The organism is Algoriphagus sp. (assembly GCF_029254265.1).
Lineage (GTDB): Bacteria > Bacteroidota > Bacteroidia > Cytophagales > Cyclobacteriaceae > Algoriphagus.
The window spans coordinates 27,329-50,403 of the sequence record NZ_JAQWXX010000038.1; the positions used below are offsets into that span (position 1 = coordinate 27,329).

The window sequence follows — 23,075 nt, forward strand, 5'->3', positions numbered from 1 at the left end:
CTACTTAATGTTCCTTTTTTGAGAAAATCTTTTTTACAAGATTGATCAAAACCAACACCACAAAACCAACCGCCAATCCAATCAAAAACTCCTTGATAATCGATGGCCAACTTTCCAGCAAATGATGGAAAAATTCAATATTATGAGCAAAAATCCCTCCTGATACAAGCAGCAAAGCAATCGTCCCAATCACTGTCATGCTCTTGATAATCTTAGGCAAAGCACTTACTAATACCCTTCCAACTTTGTCTGAAAAGCTATTTTCTTGTTCATTTAAATTGATCAACCTTACTCCAAATTCATCCATCCGGACAATCAACGCCACTAAGCCATACACGCCAACAGTCGCCAAAATTGCAATAATTGAAACTACTGCAATCTGTGTAGAGATCGGTTTTTCAACCACAGTGCCTAGCGCTATTATTACAATCTCGACCGAAAGAATAAAATCAGTCAAAATTGCTGACTTTACCTTTACCTTTTCAGCAGCCATAACTTCTTCAGTAGTCAAATCCTCCACAGCAGTTACTTTCGTAAAGTGTTCATGAGGAAAGAAGTATTCATAGATCTTTTCTGCACCTTCAAATGCCAAATAAAGTCCACCCAAAACTAGAATAACGGTTACTGCGGTTGGCAAAAAAGCACTTAACAAAAAGGCAAAAGGGAGAATTATCAGCTTATTCAAAAAGGAGCCTTTCGTAATAGCCCACAAAACCGGAAGCTCACGATCGGTCACAAAACCCGATGCTTTCTCTGCATTTACAGCCAAGTCATCCCCTAGAATTCCGGCAGTTTTTTTGGCTGCTACTTTACTCATCACGGCCACGTCATCCATGACAGTAGCGATATCATCCAAAAGGGCAAAGAATCCTGAAGCCATAAGTAATTTTGAAATTTGAAAATCGAACGTGAAGATAATCGAGAACTTGGAGCGTACCAAAAGCGATTTGATCTTGAAATGAATCTCTTCATTATTAAAGTTTATGCATATCCCCGATTACACCAGTAAAAGGTAAAAGCGACTTAATGTATTGTAAACACTAGCATAGCTGGTACTTCCGTCATCGGTCTTCCAGCCTGATACGCCAAGAAAAAGTGGAAACTGGCATCGTTGCGGATAATCAGATTAAAGTTATTTCGCAATCTTCTCCAAAAACAGCTTTTCTACATAAAACTGCCAATCAGAAAAACCCTTGGCCTGATTGGCTAAATGGACATGATGGTCTTGATCCAAAATATAATCAGCCGGTTTATTCAAACTTCTCGTCTTCCCATAAACCGCTTCCAAATTGCTTTGAATTGCATTCCATTCTTCCGCCATTCCAGCAAGCTTTTGCTCCGCCATAGCACGCTTTTCTCCCGATGGATCATCCAACTCAGCTAAAGTAATCAGCGCCCGATTGGAAAACTGAACCGCCTGAGCGACCTGCTCATAGACTTCCAAGGTATAAATATTTCGATTTGCCAGCTTCTTAGATTCAGCTATTCGCTCCAATACGAGATCGACTTGAGAAAGACTCAATTCCGCTTTGGTTAGTTTTTCTTTGTATTTAGAAGTCCAAACTCCCGCTGAATCCGGGTTCGGGAGTTTAATCAGCGCTTGATTTACAGGATCAGTCAACTTCCTAAGCCGATTCCGGTCTTTCCCATCCAGTAAGGCATTTTTCCAAAAGTCAACAGGCGCCTCCAAGTCATCAATAAAAGCCAAGTCAACTGAAGCTAAGTCCGCCCCGAATTGACGTTGGATAAATGACTGATGAACTTCAGCTATACTCCGGGTTCCTCCAGACCAGGTATATTCTGCAAAGGTGGCAATGCCACGCTGATATAACTCAAAATGTGGAGAATCATCGTCCCAAAGGGTGAGCAGCAGACCAGAAGTTTTATTTTCAATAGAACTTAAAGCAAAGTCACGAATATTTTGAGCGTTGCTTTGCTCCTGCGGCATGAGATTCCAGCGAGTCTGTCCTGCAGTCGCGCCCATGACTTCAAAGCCATTGGAAGTAAACCAGTTCATGGCTTTGGCATTTCCTGGAGACTCAGGCATATCATAATTCCAACGCATATAGACACAGTTTTTTGGGAAAAGGTCTATGTATTTATTCAGGTTTTCTTCTTTTGCCGCCCAGATGCTATCCACCTGGCTTGATGTAAGCTCCCGGTTATAGATCGTGCCATAGAGCTCAGCGTTTTTCAAAGGCATGTCATCCCAAAAGATTGGCTTCAGGCCTTTAGTCGCAGCATACTCACTCACTCTGTTGAGCCAAAGTAATTGGAGTTCTAAAGCAGATTTCCCGCTATTTCGCCCAGTAGTATTCACCTCATCTCCTCCTACATGGAGATAGTTTGCATGTGGAAAAGCCTTTAAAGCATCAGTATACAAATCAAACTGAACTTGATAGGTCTTTTCATTCAAAGGGTTGAATGCCCAGTCGCTCTCCGGATCATCTCGAAGATCTAAATATTCAGGATGCTTTAGGATAAAGGACGCATGACCAAGCCCTTGTACAAGCGGACTCATTCGGATATTCCGAGCCATGGCATAATCGGCAATTTCCTTCCATTCAGCTATGGAGAAAGCATCAGAGGAACCCACTTTTGGCTGAAGTTCATAAGTCAGTTTATCTTCAATTTCGATTATAATTGCATTGATTTTTAATGAGGCTAATCGATCCATTAGCTCGAAATAATATTCCTTTTTTTCAAGATGATGTTTCACATCAAGGTGTACAGCCCGATAAGCCAAAGCGGGTTCATCAAAAATTTGACCGCCTGGAAGGTTTACATCTTGATCGAGCGCATCTTGGATAACTTGTCCCAAAGTCATCAGCGCATTCCAAAGTCCAACTTCAGTTTGGGCTTTAATTTTGACTTCATCATCAAAAAGGTCTAATTGATATGCCTCGGTATTCCCAATCAAATTGGGGTCAAGTTCGAATTGAATTAATTCGCCTTCGAAAGACTCCAGTCCCTTTCCGTCTATAAAACTCGCCTTCGCCAACTCAAACTCCGATTGAATCAAGCGAGGGCTTAGCTCGGTGGAGCGACTCAAGCTCATTACTTTTGGCGATGGCAAAAGATCAAAAACAGCGGTAATTTTTTCTTTTTTCTGACAGGAAAAATTTACTAGAAAAAGAATAGCGAGAACTAAAAGAGATAGCTTCTTCATTGAATCAAGATTAGTATTAGGCGAAAGGAATTTACTCAGACATAAAAAATTCCCTCTTACAATTTGCCGAAATAATTTTTCAATCCAAGACAGTTCAGTACCCATTTAAAGCTTATCTGGCTCTTTTATTAAAATAATTTTTCAAACCGTTATTTCAAATACTTGATCAGCGGATACTAATTCCCAGCATTTTTACTTAGATTTTGAATTGATACAGAGGCAAATGTTGATCTCAGCTTGCGCTTCACCCACCCAAAAAACCGATTTGAATGCTAACTCTTTTAATTATCCTTTTTGCCTTAGCGCTAATTTTAATCGCCATAATCAAATTTGATATCCATCCTTTTTTAGCCCTTTTTGTTGGGGCAATTATCTATGGCCTACTTATGGGAATGTCGCCAGACCTCATTGTCAAATCAATTTCGGATGGTTTTGGAGGAGTGCTTGGAAGTGTCGGATTATTGATTTTACTGGGCGTGATTTTGGGTACATTCCTAGAAAAAACAGGCGGCGCCATGGTGATCGCTGAAAAAATACTTAAATGGGTTGGTGAGAAATCCGTGAATTTATCCCTTATGCTGAGTGGTTGGATTCTTTCTATTCCGGTCTTTGGGGACAGCACGATTATCATGCTCAACCCAATTGCCAAATCCCTTTCTTCTAAAAGCGGAATCTCCTATGCAGCCACCATTGTGGCAGTTTCCCTAGGAGCAATGGCAAGTCACTCCTTGGTCCCTCCTACTCCCGGGCCTATCGCGACGGCCGGAATTCTAGGGGCAGACTTGGGACAAGTTATTTTCTATGGGGGTTTAGTTTCCTTATTAACCCTGATCCCGCTTTACATTTTTATTCAAAAATGGGTGACCAAAATTCCTTTGAAGCCTGTTCTGGTAGCAAATGAAAATGAATTAAAGAAAGAAGATCGCCCGAAGTTTATCAGTTCGTTGATTCCTATTCTGGTGCCCTTGACTTTGATTATTATTGCTTCAATAGCCAACTATCCTTCCAAACCATTAGGCGAAGGAAGCTTAATCAAGGCTATACAATTTCTAGGCACCCCGGTCATTGCGCTTTTGATCGGAGCGGTTTTGTCTTTTACTCTTCCGAAGAAGTTTGATCGCAAATTACTTTCATCATCCGGTTGGGTTGGTGAAGCGATTTTATTGGCAGCACCGGTTATATTGATTACCGGTGCAGGTGCAGTTTTTGGGAAGATGCTCCAAAATTCCGGTGTGGGAGATTTGGTTACCTCCAAGATGAGTGATGCCAACTGGGGGATTTTTCTACCGTTCCTGATTGCCTTTGGACTAAAGACCGCGCAAGGATCGACGACAGTAGCAATGATCACAACTGCCTCGATCATCGCTCCGATTCTTGGACCGCTGGGATTAGACTCTGAGACGATGAAAGTCTTTACCACCGTTGCAATTGGAGCAGGTGCTTTGGGGATTTCCCATGCCAACGATAGCGGATTCTGGGTAGTAACCCAGCTCTCAGGGATGAGTACCAAACAGGGAAACCTATCGCATAGTCTTGGCACCATGATCGCCGGAGTTACTGCGATTACCTTGGTGTATATATTGAGTTTGGTGGTGGGTTGAGGTAAGATTGACGGGTGTCAGATGACCGATGTTATTGCCGAAATAAGGACGGTACAAAGATTAAAAAATGATTTCTACTTCCTTAGGAACCCCTCTTTTTTAGCAAAGTTTGAAATCCATTCTTGCAGATTAAAAGTTGAACTTCTAATCTGCAAGAATTTTTACCTCGCGGTCCAACCCCCATCCACAGTCAGCATAGAGCCAACCATATAGGTACCTGCTGGTGAGGCTAAGAAAATCGCAGCTCCTTGAATTTCCGCAAGTTTGCCCCAGCGCCCTAGTGCAGTGGCCCCAACCACAAACTTTTTACCTTCCTCTGTATCTGCTATTGGGAGATTCATCTCTGTCAAAAATGGTCCGGGGCAAATTGCATTCACTGTAATCCCAAAAGGCGCCAACTCCAAAGCCAAACCTCGGGTCATTTGTACCACAGCTCCTTTACTGGAAGTGTAGGGGGTTCGATTAGCCAATCCAACCAGACCAAGTGTGCTTGCCAAATTGATAATGGCGCCTTTGTTAGCTTTTTTCATATAGGGAGTTACTGCTTTGCACGCAAGCCAAGTTCCATTGACGTTAATCTTCATGACTTTATCGAAGTCTTCATACGTCAATTCATCAATTGCTCCCCGGATATTGATTCCTGCAGAATTGATCAGTGTATCGATCCGACCAAAAGTATCAAAAGCCAATTTCGCCATCGCCTCCATTTGGGCCTCATTACTCACATCACCGGCAAAAGCTATCGCTTTCACGCCATATTCTTTCTCTATTTCTGCAGCTGCGGCTTTCCCTTCTTCCAGCGTTCTGCTCACCAGCATCACATTGCTTCCTGCCGAAGCTAATCCTGCTGCCATTGCTTGGCCTAATCCTTTGGAGCCTCCGGTGATGATTGCTGCTTGCCCAGTTAAATCGAAAAGTTTAACTCCTGGTAATTGGGTGAAATCTGTTGCTTGGTTCATGGTTTATTTTTGGTTTTCGGTTGTCGTCTCTCGTATAGTTTAGGGAGGAAGGATTAAGAATCTGTTTTAATTTTTAAAATTTTTCCCTAATCCGAAGCAATCTGTTCGTCTTTCTATTCTCGATTTGATTTTTAAATCTCTTATTCTCTCAATCTCTTATCTCTAAAACATGGTACTTTGTAATTGATACCTTGTAAAAAACTAAATTATTTTTCGCGAGACCTTCAAGCATTCCAACACATTAGCTTCTTCGAAGGCTAATTTTCCTTCCGAATCAAGATTGCTTGTACTTGGAAGATCTGTTTTGAATTCGTTCTTCTCAACCATAGCCATGGTTTTTTCAAAATCCTCACCTTTCATTTCTTCAAAAGTAGCCCAATACCCCTCAGTCATGCATGGGATTTTCAAAGGGTCTCGTGTGATCATTTCCAAGCTAAAAGTGATGGCAGGATTGTATTTTCTGCAGAGCTTCACCCCTTCTTTTACATCCACGATTCCTTGTCCCAGCGGAACCTCGGAAAGCAAAAAGCCATCAGAATATTTTTTCACTCCCATATCTTTTATGTGCGTAGAAAAAGCCAAAGGAGCCAAAGTCCGGATCACTTCCATCGGGTCTTCAAGCAAGGAAACATTATTTCCAAAATCCAAGGTGACACCCAGCCATTCACTGTCAATATCCCGAATGATTGCAGCTAGTTCAGCGGCTTTCCAGTCCTTATGGTTTTCTACCGCAAGTTTGATTTTATGCTTTTCTACAATTGGAATTGCTAAATGAATGGATTGTAAGGCTTGAGTTTTGAAGGCCTGAAACTCCTCAGCGGAGTGGAAATTCTCATAACGACGACCAGACAAACAGACCGTTCGAAGGATTGTGGCACCCGCTTCTTTGGCTGCTTTGACTTCCATTTCAAAAGCAGCAACTTCTGATGATGACTTGGGAAGTCCAATGCTACCTTCCAGATACATACCCATTTGCTCCCGCTGATCCCTCACCTTTTTTGCGAAGTCACTCTGCCAACCATTCACGCCGACCTGAATTCCCCCTGCTCCGATTTGATGGCAATGTGCCATTAAATCCAGCGCATCCTGAAATCCCCGATAGCTTGAACTTTCTACTTTCGAATGCCACCTCGCCCCATAGGAATGAACTACTACACCCATTGGCACATCTTTCAAATAGTCTGGTACTAGTTGAAACGGGAATGCCAAAGCGGCTATTCCAAGTCCTGAAGTTTTTAAAAAACTCCGTCGATCTTCCTGTCTTATATTTGTCTTCATAGTAAATGGGGCTGGATTTTGGGTGAAAAGGCTTACTCAGTTTTTGGGGGAGGAAGCGACTCAATATGTTTATTTAATTCGGCTGGACTCCACGGATATACCCGACCCTGAGAAGTATGTCGAGTTCCACCAACCAAGCCACGCGTTATCGCAGGGGCTTGATTTCCCCATTCATTTCTAATGTAGGTCAAGATCGCTGCGATACTTTCATCATCCATCGTGGAATGTGAGGGCATCACAGGTAAAATCTCCGGCGCATCATACTTCTTACCAGCTACTTCAATCGGTCCCTCAATACCATGGAGGATAATCAAGGCAAGCCTCTTCTCATCACCTAAGACCCAATCCGAAGCTACCAAAGGAGGTGCCATTCGAGGGACGCCTTTTCCATTGGATCCATGGCAACCTGCACAACTTACGAGGTATTTCTTACGGCCTTCTGCAAATTGAATCTGTGCCTTTTCATCCAAAGAGCTTGCGGTAATGATTATTTCGCTTGGCACATAACCCGGCCAGCTAAATCTTCTTTTCAGCGTTTCGAGTTTATTTTGATCGATAGGAAGATCATCCCGCTTGAAAATATCCGGTTCGCCAGCTAACATCACCGCTTTTTGGTTTTGAGCATTTCCTGCTTGAATGGCCATCCCTATTAAAACCGTTTCTTGCATCCAATTCATTTCTGAATCCTTTCCTTCGACCATGGCCAAGAGCGATTTAATTTCTTGAGAATCTCCTCCTTTCATGATCGAAGAAGTCAAAGTCTCTAGAAAAATCTCCTTGGTTTGATCTGAATTTTCCCAATTTGGAGCAGCCCAAAGCCGAGTTAAGAAACCATATTCCCGATCAGCCAAACTACTCATCACTGCATCTTGGATCAAAGCTTGGTCTCCGAAAGTATTTAAAATCTCCTCTAAAATTTGCCAGGAAGTTTCTTCTCCGAGTACCGCACTGCTCAAGGCTAATTGCAAAGCTGTTGTCACATCCTTGGTTTTAGCCAGTTCACTCATTTTGGTTTCCAGCTTTAATTTAGTCTCTGGATCGCTCTTGGCGAAAGTCTCCAGCAACCGAATCGAGGTATTTTTCACCAAAGAATTTTGGTCTTCCAGAGTTTCAAAAAGCAAATCTGCATTCAAGGAATTCATTCCCTCCAATGTCCAGAGGGCATGAAACCTTCCCAGCTCATCCTCTCCGGACTTTGCTAGATTCATTAATTCCGGAATACTAGTAGGATCATTTCGCTCCACTAATAGTCGTTGCGCCATATCACGATGCCAACCGTCTGGATTCGAAAGACGAGAAATGAGTTCTGAATTACTTTCATTCCCAAGCTTCGGAAAAGGTTCTGGTTCCCAATCTTCGGGTACAATCCGCCAGATTCTCCCCAAATGAACTGGTAATTCCAATCCTCGTTCCAGAGTTTGTTCTTTTAAATAAGGCGTCATATACGAACCGTGTTGCACGACTCCTCTATACATATCTGCAATGTAAAGCGCTCCATCGGGGCCCATTGCTCCATGAACTGGCCGAAATCGCTCATCGGTAGAAGCCATAAATTCCCGACCAGAATTAGGATCAAAAGCTTCCAAAAGAATCCCATTTTGCTTAACTACGTTTCGCTTGATGATATTTCCCGCATTTTCCATGACGAAAATATTCCCGAAGTATTCCGAAGGAAAAAGATGACTCCGATTGACAGTCGGCGAGCACGCAGAGGTAAACTCTAATAATTTCCCATCTTCCGTCAAGGTCCCAGGAATATATCCACGGTTGATAGCTGGGTTAGTGCGAATTGGAAAAATCTTCCGATCGATAGTCAAGCCATGATCAATCCCTGTCGAAGGCTCATGATTGGGATTTCGTGAAAGGTAATTTGCCGGCACCAAATCGCCATGCAATTGCGACCAATTGTAATTATAAATCAGTCGTCCTTGATCATCTTGGGAGATTCCCCACTGTCCACGAAACTCCGTACTGTCACGAATCCATTCACCTTGATCAAATTTATATCGAAGCCTAGACTTAGCACTGTAATACCAATTATCCACATTTCGCACAAAACCATTATCCGAATGCTCGGGAACACCATTGGAGGCATAGGTTGAATCTAACAAGGTTTTTGTATCAGCTTTCAGGTCACCATCAATGTCATACGTTACCCAAAGCGAATTATTCTCAGCCACCAAAGCTCCGCCTTTTATAAATCCAAGAGCTCTTGGCATAATCAGATTATCGAGGTAAATGGTGCTTTTATCCATTTCCCCATCGCCATTTTCATCTTCCAAAATGGAAATTCGACCAATAGGCAGATCTTCCTCACTTCCCTCAATATCGGTCATATAGCCTCGCATTTCTACCACCCAAAGTCTCCCGTTTTCATCAAACTGAATCAAAACAGGGTCTTCGATAAGAGGTTCGGAAGCAACCAATTGAACTTTAAACCCCGGTTCAATTTGAAAAGTCTCCATTTCCTCTGCAGCAGTGCGCGCTGGAGAATCGGCAGTTTCAGGGATCGGTCCTTTTTTACCACAGGAAAAAGCTAAGATTAGGAATAGCAAGAGAAGAATGCTTCTGAATTGCATTGCAATAGAATATTTTGGGTTTGATTGCTGATTCAAAGTTTTTCTTCAATTCAAAAAACCATTCAGCAACTTCTAATTTGGCTTTTATTCTGTTGATTGACAAAAAAGCAGGAGTTTTAAACCCTGATTTTGGATGAATGGAAGAAAAAGCTTCGCGAAAAACAGCTTCGCTGAAATACGCCTTCGGCGAAATATGCTCCGCGAAACAGGACTAAAATCCACTATTTCATCGAGCAAAGCGAGATGTATTTCTACCGTATTTCAACTTTATTTCCATAGTATTTCACAATTGAAGTACCTTTGATTTATGAAATTTTCCGAACTAGGCCTTTCCAAAGAGTTACTCACAGCGACTGAGCGAGCTAATTATTCTAGTCCTTACCCCATTCAAGTACAGGCGATTCCTGCATTGATCAAAGGGAAAGATCTCCTCGGAATTGCACCAACAGGTTCTGGAAAAACGGCAGCATACATCCTACCCATTCTCCAGTTTTTGCAAAAAAACCCAGGTACAAAACATCGTGCTGTTCCGGTCTTGGTATTGGTCCCTACCCGAGAGTTGGCTGCTCAAGTGGCGGAAGTGTCGGATAATTTTTCAAGATTCTTGAGCAGAAAAGTAAAAACCCTTGCCGTCTATGGAGGTGTTTCGATCAATCCCCAAATGCAAAAGCTCATGGGAACAGATATTCTGATCGCCACCCCAGGAAGATTATTGGACTTACTGTCGCAAAATGCGCTGCAACTTAACCAAGTAGAAATCCTGGTTTTGGATGAAATGGATAAGGTCTTGAATATGGGTTTCCGCGAGGAAATCGATCAGATTTTGGCAGAACTTCCAAAAAAGCGGCAAAACATCCTTTTCTCCGCTACCATGGAGGAAACTTTGGAAGAAATGATCGCCTCTCTTCTAACCGATCCAGTAAAAGTCTCCGTAGAAGCAGAGACTGTCGACGCAGACCTGATCGAGCAATATGCTTATCGGATAGCTGCTGAGAAAAAAGGTCCTTTTCTTAGATATTTGGTGAATTCGGGAGATTGGTCACAGATTCTAATATTCGTGTCCTCAATCCGGACAGCTGATAATGTTGTGACCAAATTGAATAAGAATGGCATTGATGCGATTGCTTTTCATGGGGATAAAAGCCAAGGAGCACGAACCGAAGCTTTGGCGAAATTCAAATCAGGTAAGACCCGAATCTTGGTAGCTACTGATCTTGCCGGTCGTGGAATCGATATCAAATTTTTACCCTTGGTCATCAATTACGAATTGCCTCGATCTCCAAAAGATTATGTGCACCGCATTGGCCGAACAGGTCGAGCCGGAGCAACTGGGGAAGCGATTTCACTAATTACTGAAGAGGATCTTCACCACTTCAAGATCATTCAGAAAAAAATGGGGAAGCATGTGCAGCTTAGGAGCACCGATGAGATAGAATTTTAAGTGAGAAATCTTAATTCTGAAATCTGAAACTGACTGAAACAATGAAATTGGAAGAATTTCTAAAAGTGAGAGTTAGGTTTACTAATTATTATAACCTAAATGAATCGTAGAAACTTTATCAAATCAGGAATAGGATTAGGAGCGACTGCTGCACTTACCGGGATTTATTCTTGGCAGATTGCCCCTTACAACCTTGAGTTTGTGAAGTTGAGTATGCCGGTCGAGAATCTTCCTTCAGAACTTATTGGGAAATCACTGATTCAGGTTTCCGACTTGCATGTCGGCAATCGGTTTGACTGGAATTACCTTATTGAATCACTGGAACTTGCAAAATCATTCAAGCCTGATTTTGTTGTTTACACCGGTGATTTCACCTCATTTGAAAATGAGGAGCAATACAGCCAATTGCAAAAGGTGCTTAAATCAGCCGTCTTGGGAACTATTGGTACTTTTGCTGTTCTTGGAAATCACGATTACGGTCACAGTTGGTCCAATGAAACAGTAGCCTCCACCACCTGTGAAATTCTTGAAAAGGCTAGGATCAACCCTTTACGAAATGAAATTGGAAAGTCAGATGGTATCAATTTTTTGGGTATGGATGATTACTGGGGCTTAAATTTTGGGCCTGAGAAAATGATGGCAATGCATGATTCAAATGCTGCTAACATTGTCCTTTGCCATAATCCGGATGTATGTGACTTGAATGTTTGGAATAATTATCAAGGCTGGATTCTAGCAGGACATACCCATGGAGGACAAGTCAAAGCTCCTTTTCTTCCTCCCCCAATTTTGCCTGTTAAAAACCGGGCTTACTCTGCCGGAGAAATTGATCTCAAAGATGGTCGAACTTTGTACATCAATCGCGCTCTTGGTCATATGTATCCGATTCGCTTTAATGTAAGGCCGGAGATCACGGTTTTCGAACTCAAGCAAGCTTAAGGAATAAGTAACTAGCACTATCAGAAAGAAGCAGAAGCTGTTTTCAATATAATTTTTAGATTGATTGGGAATTTCTAAAACCGACTTCTTCTACATCTGAAAAATTTAGCTACCCTCTTTTTCTTTCTGATTTAATTTACTGCCTTTTCTCAAAATCAAAAAGACCAGGAAAAGACTATGGAAGAGTTTAGGTCGGAGGCTATTAGTAAGAAAAGAGTTCAAACGGTGAAATATTCAAATTCATCAGACTATCTTTTGCGGCTTTCCTCTTCATTTAAACCCTTTTTCTGCCAGAAGGAAGCCAAAATAGAACCTGAGATATTCATCAGCGGACCAAAAACCGCAGAAGCCAAACCCAGAGTAGCTATCTTTCCCATCTCCTTTGCGATGCCAGCTGCGAGTCCGGAATTTTGCATTCCTACCTCAAGCGCTATTGTTCGGCAATCTTTTTCACTCATTTTAAACAAGCGTGCATATCCATAGCCAATTGAATAGCCAGAAATATTATGAATCAAGACAATCAGGATTAACAATCCTCCGATATCCAGCAAGCTATCCCGACCCGCAGCGGTGATGATCACAATGATCATCGCTATACCAAACATAGAAACAAGAGGCATTACCACATCCAGCCATTTTGCTTTTCCTTTTAGGAATTTGTTGAAAATTAATCCTGCTCCGATAGGTATAATCACCATCTTGATAATATCCCACATCATTTTCAACACATCAATTTCGATAAATTCCCCCGCCAGAAGTTTCATCAGAAGAGGCGTAAATAACGGTGCCAAAAGCGTAGAAATAGCCGTGATTGTGATGGAAAGGGCCAAATTCGCTTTTGCCAGATAGCTCATCACATTGGAAGCCAAGCCACTTGGAGAACAGCCAACTAAGATGATCCCAGCAGCTATTTCTGCAGAAAAACCACTCAGACTAGCCAAAACAAATCCAATCATAGGCATAATCATCAACTGAGCAGACAATCCTATGAAGACTCCTTTGGGCGTTTTTACTACCCCATAAAAATCCTGTAAACTCATTGAAGTTCCCATACCGAACATGATAAGCTGGATCAAAGGAGTAATCAGATTGGAAAGTTTATAATCTCCAACCTCTACAAAATAAGCCGGATAAAACATTGCCATAGTGACTGAAGCAAAAATGATCAAGGAAAAAGCAAATCCTTTGAGCTTTTCAAATCCCCTAAATGAGATCGCCAGACCTAGAAAAAAAGCAACCAGAAATTGGCCGGAAGTAGCTATGCCTTTTGTGAAATACATGATCAAGGCTAAAGCTAAAAACACGAAGCTTGCACCTAAAGCAATTTTATAGCCTTGATTTTTCAAATCTGGGAAAAATTAAAAAGGGTGAATATTTAAAGGTCAAAATATCGATTTATCAGTATAAGTTTAAGCTCTATTAAAATCTTTCTGAAAATCCATGATTTAAACTTGACTATGATTTCACGGTAAAATAGTCTACTGCTGAAGTCAAAACTTCAGATTTTGATTTGGGAGTATATGTATATCCGCTTTTCTGCCAGTAAAGATCTTTCCAAAGGATCAAAACAATTCGTAACCCCGGACGGAATAGCCGGGGGTGAAGTCAAAACAATAAAAGGGAGCTCTGAAGGGTCGATACTTTGAAGTTTCACCCTTTAAGGGCTTAAAGGAATGGAAATCAATTGCTACCCTGCACTTCGTACAGGGTCATAAATGGTTGAGCTCCTTCAGAGCTAGCTAAGAAGTCGATTTGAAATTTTGTAGAACTATCTACTTCACAAATCTTATTCTGCTTTCAGCTATGTACTGACATCATTGCGGATAATCATATAGGAGTATTGATCGGGAATTCATTTGAGGTGTTTCATTTCATACCATTCATCGCCGGTAAATCAAAATGAAGTTCCCCAAATTCTTTTTTTGAATTATCTTCCCAAAAATCTTTTTACCAATCCCAGTTCTCGTGCAAAAAAATCCCACTGGAGAAATTCAAGAAAAATTACCCCGTAACCTTGGCCTTTGGGGCGTATGGATGCTTGTAGTAAATGGTTTGATTGGGGCCGGGATATTTGGACTGCCATCAGGCGCAGCCAAGTTAGCCGGAGAATATAGCGTATTAGTTTACCTGTTTTGTGCGCTTTTGATCTTACCAGTGATTCTTAGTTTTGCAGAGATCGGAAGCTATTTCCGTGGAACAGGTGGCCCAATTCGATATGGAAAGTTAGCATTTGGGTCATTTGTTGGTTTTCAGGGAGGTTGGCTTTATTACTTGGCTCGTTTGATTTCTTTTGCAGCAAACACGGTATTGCTTACTGACAGCATCGCTTATTTTTTTCCAATCATGGGAGAAGGTTTTGGTCGTCTGATTTCATTGGGACTGACTTGTGGCTTATTGAGCCTAATTAATATTCTTGGTTCTTCAGAGTCCATCAAATCGATGACTCTTTTTACTATTATCAAATTCTCAGTGTTGATCGGGTTGATTTTTGGAGGTTTTCTTCTTATCGGCCCAGATGTAATTCCAAGTTTTGATAGTCCTATACCAGCCGGATCAGATTTAGGAGCTGCGGCTTTATTATTAATCTATGCATTTGTGGGTTTCGAGGGTGCAATTGTACCCGCAGGCGAGGCAAAGCGGCCTGAGCGGGATATGCCTTTGGGATTATTACTTGGCTTAGCTATCGTGGCCATTATTTATATGTTGATCCAATTGGTGTCTCAGGCAGCAGTTCCGAATTTGGCGGAAAGTACAAGCCCGCTTTTGGATGCCTCATCTGCCCTATTTGGAAATACCGGAGCGGTAATCTTGATGATAGGAGTAGCCACTTCAGTTTTAGCAAACCTGATCAGCTCCATGTTTTCTGCCTCCAGAATCACATACGCTTTGGCTTTGGAGAATTCACTCCCAGCTTGGTTTGGCGAGGTAAATCCAAAATTTCTCACGCCAGCTAATTCGGTTTTATTCTTTGGCATCGCAGCATTTGCTTTGGCAGCAATGGGCTCTTTCACCTTCTTGGCGGCCATGACGGTACTTTCCAGATTATTTTTATTTATCATGACTTGTGCTGCAATTCCTGTTTTGAGACCAAGATTTCGAGATCAAGGTTACTTCATTTTGAAAGGTGGATACTTGATTCCGATTTTAGGAATATTAGCTTGTCTCTGGCTGATGCTTCAGGTAAGTTGGACTTCAATTTGGCTCACAGGAGTTTTGATTGGAATTGGTACTGGCTTGTATTGGTTGGGTAAATCTCAAAAGTAAGCTCAACCCTCTCCCATTTTTCCCTACTTTCGCATCATGCCTCGACCTACTCTTGCCATACGAACAGTTATTTTTAGCATGGTCAGCAGTGTGTTTCTGGCTGCAATCAAGTTTCTAGCTGGGATTTTCGGAAACTCCTATGCTTTGATTGCCGATGGAATCGAATCAGTCGTTGATGTGTTTTCCTCGATTTTGGTCCTAATCGGTTTACGGTATGCCGAGCGACCTGCTGACGAAAACCATCCTTATGGGCATGGAAAAGCCGAACCTTTGATTACTTTTTTGGTCGTAGTATTCCTAGTGATGTCAGCTGCGACAATCGCTTGGCAGGCGATTTCGCATATTCAAACTCCTCATGAACTCCCAAAACCTTTTACGCTTATCATTTTGGGAGCAATTATCATTTGGAAAGAAATTTCATTTCAGATCGTAATCAAACGAAGCAGGAAATTAAAAAGCTCTGCTTTGAAAGCTGAAGCTTGGCATCACCGCTCTGATTCGATCACTTCCATCGCAGCTTTTATAGGGATTTCAATAGCTATTTTTGGTGGAGAAGGATTTGAAATAGCCGATGACTATGCCGCTTTAGTTGCTGTGGCTTTCATTCTCTACAACTGCTACCAAATCTTCCGCCCCGCGCTCGGCGAGGTGATGGATGAGAATGTTTATGAAGATCTTACGGAGAAAATCCGAAAAATTTCAGTAAAGGTCAAAGGTGTAAAAGACACTGAAAAATGCTTTATTCGGAAAGCTGGAATGAAGTATCATGTGGATTTGCATGCAATTGTGGATGGGGAGATTTCCGTAAAAGAGGGGCATGATATTTCTCATCAATTAAAAGATCGGCTCCATAAAGAAATCCCCGAACTAGGGCACATTTTGATTCATGTGGAGCCTTTTATTCCAATTCAAGTAGATTAAACTAGCAGATCAAAACATTGCCTGGCTATTTCCAATTCTTCGTTGGTCGGTATGATTAGAATTTTGACTTTGGCGCTCGCTTCCTGAATCTCAGCCGAACCTTTATCATGAGTTTTGTTTTTGGACTCATCCAGGTAAATCCCGAGAAACCCCATTTCTTCACAAACCAGTTTACGGGTCAGGTCATCATTTTCTCCAACTCCTGCAGTGAAAACTATAGCATCTAATCCATTGAGAATTGCCGCAAATGATCCGATGTATTTTTTGATTCGATATGCATAGAGCTGATAAGCTAACACAGCTTCGGGATCTCCATCTTCATATTTTTTGCGAATATCTCGCATGTCACTGAATCCGGTCAGGCCAAGCATTCCGCTTTTTTTGTTCAAGATCGAATTCACCTCGTCTAAGCTAAAGCCCAGCACATTGACTAAATGAAATATCACTGATTGATCAATATCTCCAGCTCGAGTCCCCATGACCAGCCCATTCATTGGACCGAAACCCATGCTGGTATCGATGCATTTTCCGGCACGAATAGCCGCCATGCTGCAGCCATTCCCCAAGTGAATCGTGATTATTTTCGAGTCTGGCTTTTGCAAAAGATTCACTGCGATTTCAGAAACAAATTTGTGACTGGTTCCATGAAAGCCATAAGCTCGTATTCCATGTTTTTCATAGAATTCATTTGGAATAGGCATCCGGAAGGCCACTGGCGTCATTGTTTGATGAAATGCAGTATCAAAAACAGCTACTTGTTTTGCATTTTTAAAAATATATTCTGCTACTTCTATCCCAAGGTAATTTGCGGGATTATGTAAAGGAGCCAAAGGGAAAAGCTCTCGGATTTTGGTTTTGGTTTCTTCAGTGACGAGTTGAGTTTTAGAAAATTTCTCTCCGCCATGGACCACACGATGGCCTACTACCTCGACCTCTTGGGGATCTGACAATACCCCGAAATCGGAATGAGTTAACCAAGCTGCGACAGCATGAAGGCCAGTTGTATGATCCGGGATATTAAAAGTTTCAGATTTCTTAAATTCTCCTGATTCAAGATTTGCTAAATAATCCAATCTAGACCCTTCCAAACCAATCCGATCTACCATTCCCGAACAGATAACTCTGGCCTCCGGCATTACTATCAATTGAAACTTAATTGAGCTACTTCCCGAGTTGATTACAAATACTTTCATCTGTTTATAATTTGATTTTTATAGGTCATAAGGAATCTCGTAAGGCTTATAATCATCCCTCTGTGTGTCGAATACGACATGCTCGATTTCATATGATTATAATTTGTTTTTTATAGGCCATATAGCCTGTCCCGTCCCGATGAATCGGGATCGGGAGAATCTCGCAGATTATAATCATCCCAGTGTGTGTCGCTTGAGTCATGCTCGGTTTCATTGAATTAGGATTCTTGGGCTTGGATGGCCGTAATCACTACAGTATTAAATATATCAGCCACCGTACAACCTCGACTTAGGTCATTGACAGGTTTATTGAGTCCTTGTAGCATCGGACCTATTGCTAAAGCGCCAGTCTCTCTTTGCACCGCTTTATATGTATTGTTTCCAGTATTGAGATCAGGGAAAATAAGCACGCTCGCCTGACCTGCTACTGAAGATTTTGGGAGTTTCTGTTTACCCACCGCAGGGTCAACTGCAGCATCATATTGGATGGGTCCCTCTATTTTCAAATCTGGTCTTCTGGATTTTACAAGATCTGTTGCTTTTCTGACCTTTTCTACGTCTTCCCCAGCCCCGGAAGTACCAGAAGAATAAGAAAGCATGGCTATTTTGGGTTCAATTCCAAACATCAAGGCTGATTCAGCTGAGGAAATGGCAATATCTGCAAGCTGCTCTGAACTGGGATTTGGGACCACTGCACAGTCTCCAAAAACAGAAACTCTATTTGGAAGACACATAAAAAACACAGAGGATACCGTCGATACTCCAGGTTTGGTCTTGACAAATTGCAAAGCAGGTCTTATGGTATGTTGAGTGGTATTAATGGCTCCTGAAACCATGCCATCAGCCTCTCCAAGGAAAACCATCATAGTACCAAAATAAGAAATGTCCAGCATCAGATCTTTTGCCATTTCTAAAGTCAGTCCTTTACTTTTTCTAAGCTCATAAAGTTTTTTGGCATATTTCTCTAACCGAGGTGAGGTGGCTGGGTCTTCAATTTCCACATTCGCCAAGTCCAAAGAAAGGTTCAGCCGCTTCACGGAGGTCTCAATAGATTCACGATTGCCTAGAATTGTCAAACTGACCACAGACTGCTGAATAAGCCGGTCTGCAGCGATTAAAATCCGATCATCTTCACCCTCTGGCAAAACGATGTGCTTTTTATGTTCTTTCGCTCGCTTAACTATTTGGTACTGAAACATCCTTGGGGTAAGGGTTTCCGAATGAAACAAAACAAGCCGCTGGCTCAAAGCTTCTTCATCTACCGCCTCTTCAAAAAGCCGAATTGCCAAAGCTATTTTTTCTTTATCATCCGCAGAAATTCGTGCATGGATTTCATTGACACTGGTGACCACGTTGAAGGTCCCTTCATCTACCTGTAAAACTGGCAAAACAGTCTCTAAACCTTCAAGAAGCTTGATTATCGGAGGTTCTGGCAAAATCCCTCCAGTGAGCACCATTCCTGCAATTTTCCCAAAATTGCGGGAAACATTAGCTTGAAAAGCCCCTAAGATCAAATCTCCTCTATCTCCTAGAGTTACCACCAAGGTATTTGGCTCCAGTCGATGTAGAAAATTTCGTAACTGCATAGCACCGACAATAGATTTATCGACTCGATTGGAAAGCAGATTCTCTCCGAAAAGCACTTTGGCGCCCAAAGAATCTCGAATCTCCTCCATGGTAGCATTACTCAGTTCCTCACGCATTGGAATGGCTGTGACCAGAATCTCTTTCGGCAATACTTCTATCAATCTTTCAGTAATTTCTTTTTCTTGCCCAGGCGCAACTTTGTTAGCCACCAAAAACAAAACCTGAACACCCCTATTCAAAAATCCATTGGTCGTAGCTTGTGCCATATCCACTATTTCCGAAACCGACCTTTTAGCTCCATTCAGAATTATTGCAGCAGGGATCCCCAAGTTTTTGGCTATTGAAATATTCCCGTCAAATTCCACATTGGTATTGACATCCAAAAAATCCGTACCCTCCACCACTGTAAAATCTGCCTTTTCCTGTAGTTTTTTGAAATGATCTATTACAGAATCAATCAAAAATGATTCATTACCCTTATTGATCTCTTTAATGGCCCTCTTTCTGGAAAAGACAAACATTTCTTCATAGGATTGCGCAAGCTTGAAATGTTCTTTAATCAGTTCTAGCCTCCGATCTTTGTCTTTCATACCTCCCGAAACAATGGGTTTGAGATAGGCTAGCTTGTCTGTCTTACTTGCCAAAAGATTCATTAATCCCAAAGCGATAATGGATTTTCCGGAAAAGGGCTCTGTGGTGGTCAGGTAAATTGCGTTGGTCATCAGTCGAAAAGAAATAGTTTTTCGGGAAATCTGCTTATCCCGATCTACAAATTAGGAAATTACTCTTGGGAAATATCCTGACAAAGATCATGTCAAGCCATTTTCCGGGGTGATTCATGTTTTTTGGCTGGAAGCCGGGTAACAGAAGACCGAAGTTTCCCAAATCTGAACTTCTATCGCACTTTTAGACCGTGAGTTCAAGCTATTGGTAAGAAAGGGAATAATAATATTTGTCTTCCCGCTTTTATCCCAGAACTTAGATTTTCCCTTTAAAAATTAGGTTATAGCCTGATTTTGGTATGCATCGGAAACCGTCTAATAAAGCGAAGAAAATAATTCTACTGGCATAATTGCGGATAATCATATTTAAAAAGCTAAAAAAGGAGGTTCCAGATTTCTCCTAGTCTGATTTTTTTTATCTTCCTCCTTTCAAAGCGAATGAATTCTCCCAAAGCCCACCTCACCCGAAATCTCAGCCTCTTAGGGCTTACAGCTACTGGAATCTGCTCTATGATCGGCGCATCGATCTATGTGGTGCCTTTTATGATTCAGCGGAATGTCCCGGGTATCGGTCCATACGTACTTCCGGCATTTCTTTTCGCGGCGGTCCCTGCACTTTTTGCCGCTTTAGCCTATGCGATATTGGCGACTGCAATGCCTAGAGCGGGAGGATCTTATCTCTATGCGAGTCGTTCACTTAACCCTTATTTAGGTTTTGTAGCCAGCTTTTCGCAATGGTTTGGACTCTCTATAGTCATCGGAGTCATAGCTTATGTGATTGTTCCCTTTTTCAGGGATTTTTTCGCAGCAATAGGTTGGACAGACCTTGCCTCCCAACTCGAGATAGGTTGGATTCGTGTTACTATTTCCCTTGGAATTCTATGGGCTTTTTTATGGGTCAATATTCGAGGAGTAAAACTTTACGAAAAAACACTGATCCCCCTGATGATCCTGATGTTTGGTCTGGGAGCCATAGTAATTATTTCCGGTTTGAGTTTCGATCAAACTGATTTCGCAAAAGCTCTTTTGGAGGAAGAAGGAAAAACCATTCCTACCATCAAAAACAACTTCGACTGGTCGGTTTTTCTCACTGCGGCAGCGCTGCTTTTTTCCAGTTTTATAGGGTTTGACTCGATTGCTCAAGCTGGAGGAGAAGCTAAAAACCCCACAAAAAATCTACCCAGGGCAATTGGACTAGCTATTTTTGGGGTTGGTCTGTTTTACATTTTATTTTCATTTGCGGTTTATCACACTGTTCCTTGGGAATTTGTGGCTAATGAAGCATTGAATAAAGACATTACCGCTGCGGGGTTATTGAGCTACGTGCTTCCCACAAGTTTGGGAGTTTTGATATTGTTTGGAGCTGCAATCGCCTTGTTAAATGATCTTCCAGCCATGATACTTTCCGTTTCCAGATTGATTTTTTCTTGGGCCGAGGATGGAATCTTTGCAAAAGGCTTTTCAGTCATACATCCAGTTCATCACACGCCGCATCGAGCTATTCTACTAAGTGGAGCTATGGCTACCTTGGGTATTTTAGGAAGTCACTTTGCCGGGGATTTCTTTTTGGGAATTGATATTATGGTGACATCCATGTTAGTCAATTTCCTTTTGATGTCGATATCACTTCTATTTTTACCCAAGCGAAACCCTGTCCTTGCTGCTAAAATCAGCATCTTCAAATCCCGAATCACACAACAAATCATTGCTTTATTTGGGATCGTTTTCCTTTCGGGATTTCTGATCATTCATACTGCAAAAGATATCAAGGCTGAAGTTTCTGCCTGGTATTTCCATTCCACTCCTGTTTGGTTGATAGTTATGTCCGGAGCGTCGGTTTTCTTTTTTTATCGATGGCAAAAGCTCAAAAAAGAAGGAGTAAACACAAAAGAACGTTTTTCAAAATTACCTGATTAAGATGATTTCAAAATACACAGAACTTGCACCGGGATTGACCATTTGCAAAGCCTTGACAGGACTTTGGCAGATTGCGGACTTAGAACGAGATGGAAATAAAATAGATCCCATCGCAGCAGCAAAAGCAATGAATGAATATGCAGAAGCTGGATTTACCACTTTTGACATGGCGGACCATTATGGATCAGCTGAAGAAATTTCCGGAGTTTTCAGAAAGACTTATGGAGAAAACAAAGCCCAACTTTTCACAAAATGGGTTCCTAGTCCAGGGAATATCACTAAATCACAAGTGAGAGATGCTGTCCAACTTGCACTCACTCGTATGCAATCCGAGCAATTGGATCTGATGCAATTTCATGCGTGGAATTACGCTCATCCTTCTTGGGTGGACTGTCTGTTTTGGCTTCAGGAATTAAAAGAAGAAGGATTGATCAAGCATCTGGGATTAACGAATTTTGATGCAGCGCATCTTCAGATCGTAGTAAATTCTGGGATAAAAGTAGTCAGTAACCAAGTCTGCTATTCCCTGCTGGATCAGCGAGCTGCTGGAAAAATGACCCAAGTCTGCGAAAAACACGGAGTGAAATTGTTGGCTTTCGGGACTGTTGCCGGAGGGTTTCTTTCTGAGAAATGGCTGAATCAACCCGAACCCAAGCTAGACGAATCCCTCACTTGGTCTCAAATGAAATACAAACGATTCATCGACTCAGCTGGTGGTTGGCAAAGTTTTCAAACTCTGCTCCAAACTTTGGATCAAATCGCAAAAAAGCATCAAGTAGGAATCGCCAATATCGCAAGTAGCTATATCCTTAATCAACCTGCAGTGGCAGGAGTAATCATCGGAGCTCGACTGGGAAAAAGTGAGCACATCCAAGACAATGAAGCACTATTTTCTTTTGATTTAGATGAGAAAGACAAACAACAGATCAATGCGATCATCGGAGGTTTCAAAGCAATTCCTGGTGACTGCGGAGATGAATATCGGAAGCCTCCTTTTCTGACCGCTTCTGGAGATTTGAGTCATCATGTCGAAAGCTTTCCTTCACCCTATCCAACTGTAAAAGGCAGTGACGGAAGAATAAAAGCTTTGAGCGGTACAGTTTGGGAAGACCTGGCAGGCTTTAGCCGAGCAGTCAGGAAAGGAAATCGAATCCTGATTTCCGGCACTACAGCAACTCATGGCCCTAAAGCAATGGGCGGGAATGACCCGGCTGCACAGACTCATTTTATCATCGATAAACTAGAAGGAGCAATCCAAAGCTTGGGAGGAAAATTAGAACAAGTAGTGAGAACTCGAATCTTTATCCGAAATATCGCAGATTGGGAAGCCATTGCCAGAGCTCATGGTGAGCGATTTGCAGAAATTCAACCAGCCAACACCATGGTCAAAGCTGAATTAATCGGTGAAGAATATTTGGTGGAAATCGAAGCAGAAGCAATTATAGAAAAGTAAAGCTTGGTTCAATAGGCGCCAGTACTTTTTCCAGAGTAAAAAAGTAAGAGAA

Annotated in this window: 15 protein-coding genes; 7 read left to right on the forward strand and 8 right to left on the reverse strand. The window is 41.9% G+C overall.

Annotation, left to right across the window (positions count from 1 at the left end):
• Positions 1-4: 4 nt before the first annotated feature.
• Positions 5-880, reverse strand: a complete 876-nt coding sequence (locus tag P8O16_RS04955; RefSeq protein WP_300311486.1) for a DUF808 domain-containing protein — start codon at positions 878-880, stop codon at positions 5-7.
• 252 nt (positions 881-1,132) lie between these two features.
• Positions 1,133-3,169 carry a family 20 glycosylhydrolase gene (locus tag P8O16_RS04960; RefSeq protein ID WP_300311488.1) on the reverse strand — a complete coding sequence of 679 codons (2,037 nt, stop codon included), beginning with the start codon at positions 3,167-3,169 and terminating at the stop codon, positions 1,133-1,135.
• 269 nt (positions 3,170-3,438) lie between these two features.
• On the opposite strand from P8O16_RS04960, the gene P8O16_RS04965 reads away from it, so the two are divergent.
• Positions 3,439-4,770 carry a GntP family permease gene (locus tag P8O16_RS04965; RefSeq protein ID WP_300311490.1) on the forward strand — a complete coding sequence of 444 codons (1,332 nt, stop codon included), beginning with the start codon at positions 3,439-3,441 and terminating at the stop codon, positions 4,768-4,770.
• 161 nt (positions 4,771-4,931) lie between these two features.
• On the opposite strand, the gene P8O16_RS04970 is transcribed toward P8O16_RS04965, so the two are convergent.
• The 3 genes from P8O16_RS04970 to P8O16_RS04980 all read right to left on the reverse strand — a co-directional run bounded on the left by P8O16_RS04970 (position 4,932) and on the right by P8O16_RS04980 (position 9,622).
• Positions 4,932-5,729, reverse strand: coding sequence for an SDR family NAD(P)-dependent oxidoreductase (locus tag P8O16_RS04970; RefSeq protein WP_300311492.1), 798 nt, complete (start codon positions 5,727-5,729; stop codon positions 4,932-4,934).
• Positions 5,730-5,930: 201 nt separating this feature from the next.
• Complete coding sequence (locus tag P8O16_RS04975) at positions 5,931-7,007, reverse strand: TIM barrel protein (RefSeq protein WP_300311494.1); 1,077 nt, start codon at positions 7,005-7,007, stop codon at positions 5,931-5,933.
• Positions 7,008-7,039: 32 nt separating this feature from the next.
• Positions 7,040-9,622 (reverse strand): c-type cytochrome, encoded by a 2,583-nt coding sequence (locus P8O16_RS04980; RefSeq protein WP_300311496.1) that lies wholly within the window; start codon positions 9,620-9,622, stop codon positions 7,040-7,042.
• Between the two features lie 271 nt (positions 9,623-9,893).
• Between P8O16_RS04980 and P8O16_RS04985 the strand changes: the two genes are divergently transcribed.
• Both P8O16_RS04985 and P8O16_RS04990 read left to right on the forward strand, forming a co-directional pair.
• Positions 9,894-11,027 carry a DEAD/DEAH box helicase gene (locus tag P8O16_RS04985; protein WP_300311498.1) on the forward strand — a complete coding sequence of 378 codons (1,134 nt, stop codon included), beginning with the start codon at positions 9,894-9,896 and terminating at the stop codon, positions 11,025-11,027.
• A gap of 99 nt (positions 11,028-11,126) precedes the next feature.
• Positions 11,127-11,966, forward strand: coding sequence for a metallophosphoesterase (locus P8O16_RS04990; RefSeq protein ID WP_300311500.1), 840 nt, complete (start codon positions 11,127-11,129; stop codon positions 11,964-11,966).
• Between the two features lie 248 nt (positions 11,967-12,214).
• Here P8O16_RS04990 and P8O16_RS04995 read toward each other — a convergent pair whose 3' ends face one another.
• Positions 12,215-13,312: a bile acid:sodium symporter family protein gene (locus P8O16_RS04995; protein WP_300311502.1), complete on the reverse strand. Its 1,098-nt coding sequence runs from the start codon at positions 13,310-13,312 to the stop codon at positions 12,215-12,217.
• A gap of 619 nt (positions 13,313-13,931) precedes the next feature.
• Between P8O16_RS04995 and P8O16_RS05000 the strand changes: the two genes are divergently transcribed.
• Positions 13,932-15,230: an APC family permease gene (locus P8O16_RS05000; RefSeq protein WP_300311504.1), complete on the forward strand. Its 1,299-nt coding sequence runs from the start codon at positions 13,932-13,934 to the stop codon at positions 15,228-15,230.
• 36 nt (positions 15,231-15,266) lie between these two features.
• Positions 15,267-16,151 (forward strand): cation diffusion facilitator family transporter, encoded by an 885-nt coding sequence (locus P8O16_RS05005; protein WP_300311506.1) that lies wholly within the window; start codon positions 15,267-15,269, stop codon positions 16,149-16,151.
• On the opposite strand, the gene P8O16_RS05010 is transcribed toward P8O16_RS05005, so the two are convergent.
• Complete coding sequence (locus P8O16_RS05010; protein WP_300311509.1) at positions 16,148-17,344, reverse strand: acetate/propionate family kinase; 1,197 nt, start codon at positions 17,342-17,344, stop codon at positions 16,148-16,150. The two genes, P8O16_RS05005 and P8O16_RS05010, sit on opposite strands and share 4 nt — an antisense overlap.
• A 218-nt stretch (positions 17,345-17,562) precedes the next feature.
• Positions 17,563-19,653, reverse strand: a complete 2,091-nt coding sequence (gene pta / locus P8O16_RS05015) for a phosphate acetyltransferase (protein WP_300311511.1) — start codon at positions 19,651-19,653, stop codon at positions 17,563-17,565.
• A 438-nt stretch (positions 19,654-20,091) separates the two neighbouring features.
• Between pta and P8O16_RS05020 the strand changes: the two genes are divergently transcribed.
• Together P8O16_RS05020 and P8O16_RS05025 are read left to right on the forward strand one after the other, a co-directional pair.
• Positions 20,092-21,570 carry an APC family permease gene (locus P8O16_RS05020; RefSeq protein ID WP_300311513.1) on the forward strand — a complete coding sequence of 493 codons (1,479 nt, stop codon included), beginning with the start codon at positions 20,092-20,094 and terminating at the stop codon, positions 21,568-21,570.
• A gap of 1 nt (position 21,571) precedes the next feature.
• Complete coding sequence (locus tag P8O16_RS05025) at positions 21,572-23,023, forward strand: aldo/keto reductase (RefSeq protein ID WP_300311515.1); 1,452 nt, start codon at positions 21,572-21,574, stop codon at positions 23,021-23,023.
• Positions 23,024-23,075 lie beyond the last annotated feature (52 nt).

Coding starts and splice junctions, on each gene's coding strand:
- P8O16_RS05010 (WP_300311509.1), bottom strand. CDS start 17,344: ATGAAAGTATTTGTAATCAACTCGGGAAGTAGCTCAATTAAGTTTCAA.
- P8O16_RS04960 (WP_300311488.1), bottom strand. CDS start 3,169: ATGAAGAAGCTATCTCTTTTAGTTCTCGCTATTCTTTTTCTAGTAAAT.
- P8O16_RS04985 (WP_300311498.1), top strand. CDS start 9,894: ATGAAATTTTCCGAACTAGGCCTTTCCAAAGAGTTACTCACAGCGACT.
- P8O16_RS04970 (WP_300311492.1), bottom strand. CDS start 5,729: ATGAACCAAGCAACAGATTTCACCCAATTACCAGGAGTTAAACTTTTC.
- P8O16_RS05025 (WP_300311515.1), top strand. CDS start 21,572: ATGATTTCAAAATACACAGAACTTGCACCGGGATTGACCATTTGCAAA.
- P8O16_RS05005 (WP_300311506.1), top strand. CDS start 15,267: ATGCCTCGACCTACTCTTGCCATACGAACAGTTATTTTTAGCATGGTC.
- P8O16_RS04965 (WP_300311490.1), top strand. CDS start 3,439: ATGCTAACTCTTTTAATTATCCTTTTTGCCTTAGCGCTAATTTTAATC.
- P8O16_RS04955 (WP_300311486.1), bottom strand. CDS start 880: ATGGCTTCAGGATTCTTTGCCCTTTTGGATGATATCGCTACTGTCATG.
- P8O16_RS04975 (WP_300311494.1), bottom strand. CDS start 7,007: ATGAAGACAAATATAAGACAGGAAGATCGACGGAGTTTTTTAAAAACT.
- pta (WP_300311511.1), bottom strand. CDS start 19,653: ATGACCAACGCAATTTACCTGACCACCACAGAGCCCTTTTCCGGAAAA.
- P8O16_RS05020 (WP_300311513.1), top strand. CDS start 20,092: ATGAATTCTCCCAAAGCCCACCTCACCCGAAATCTCAGCCTCTTAGGG.
- P8O16_RS04990 (WP_300311500.1), top strand. CDS start 11,127: ATGAATCGTAGAAACTTTATCAAATCAGGAATAGGATTAGGAGCGACT.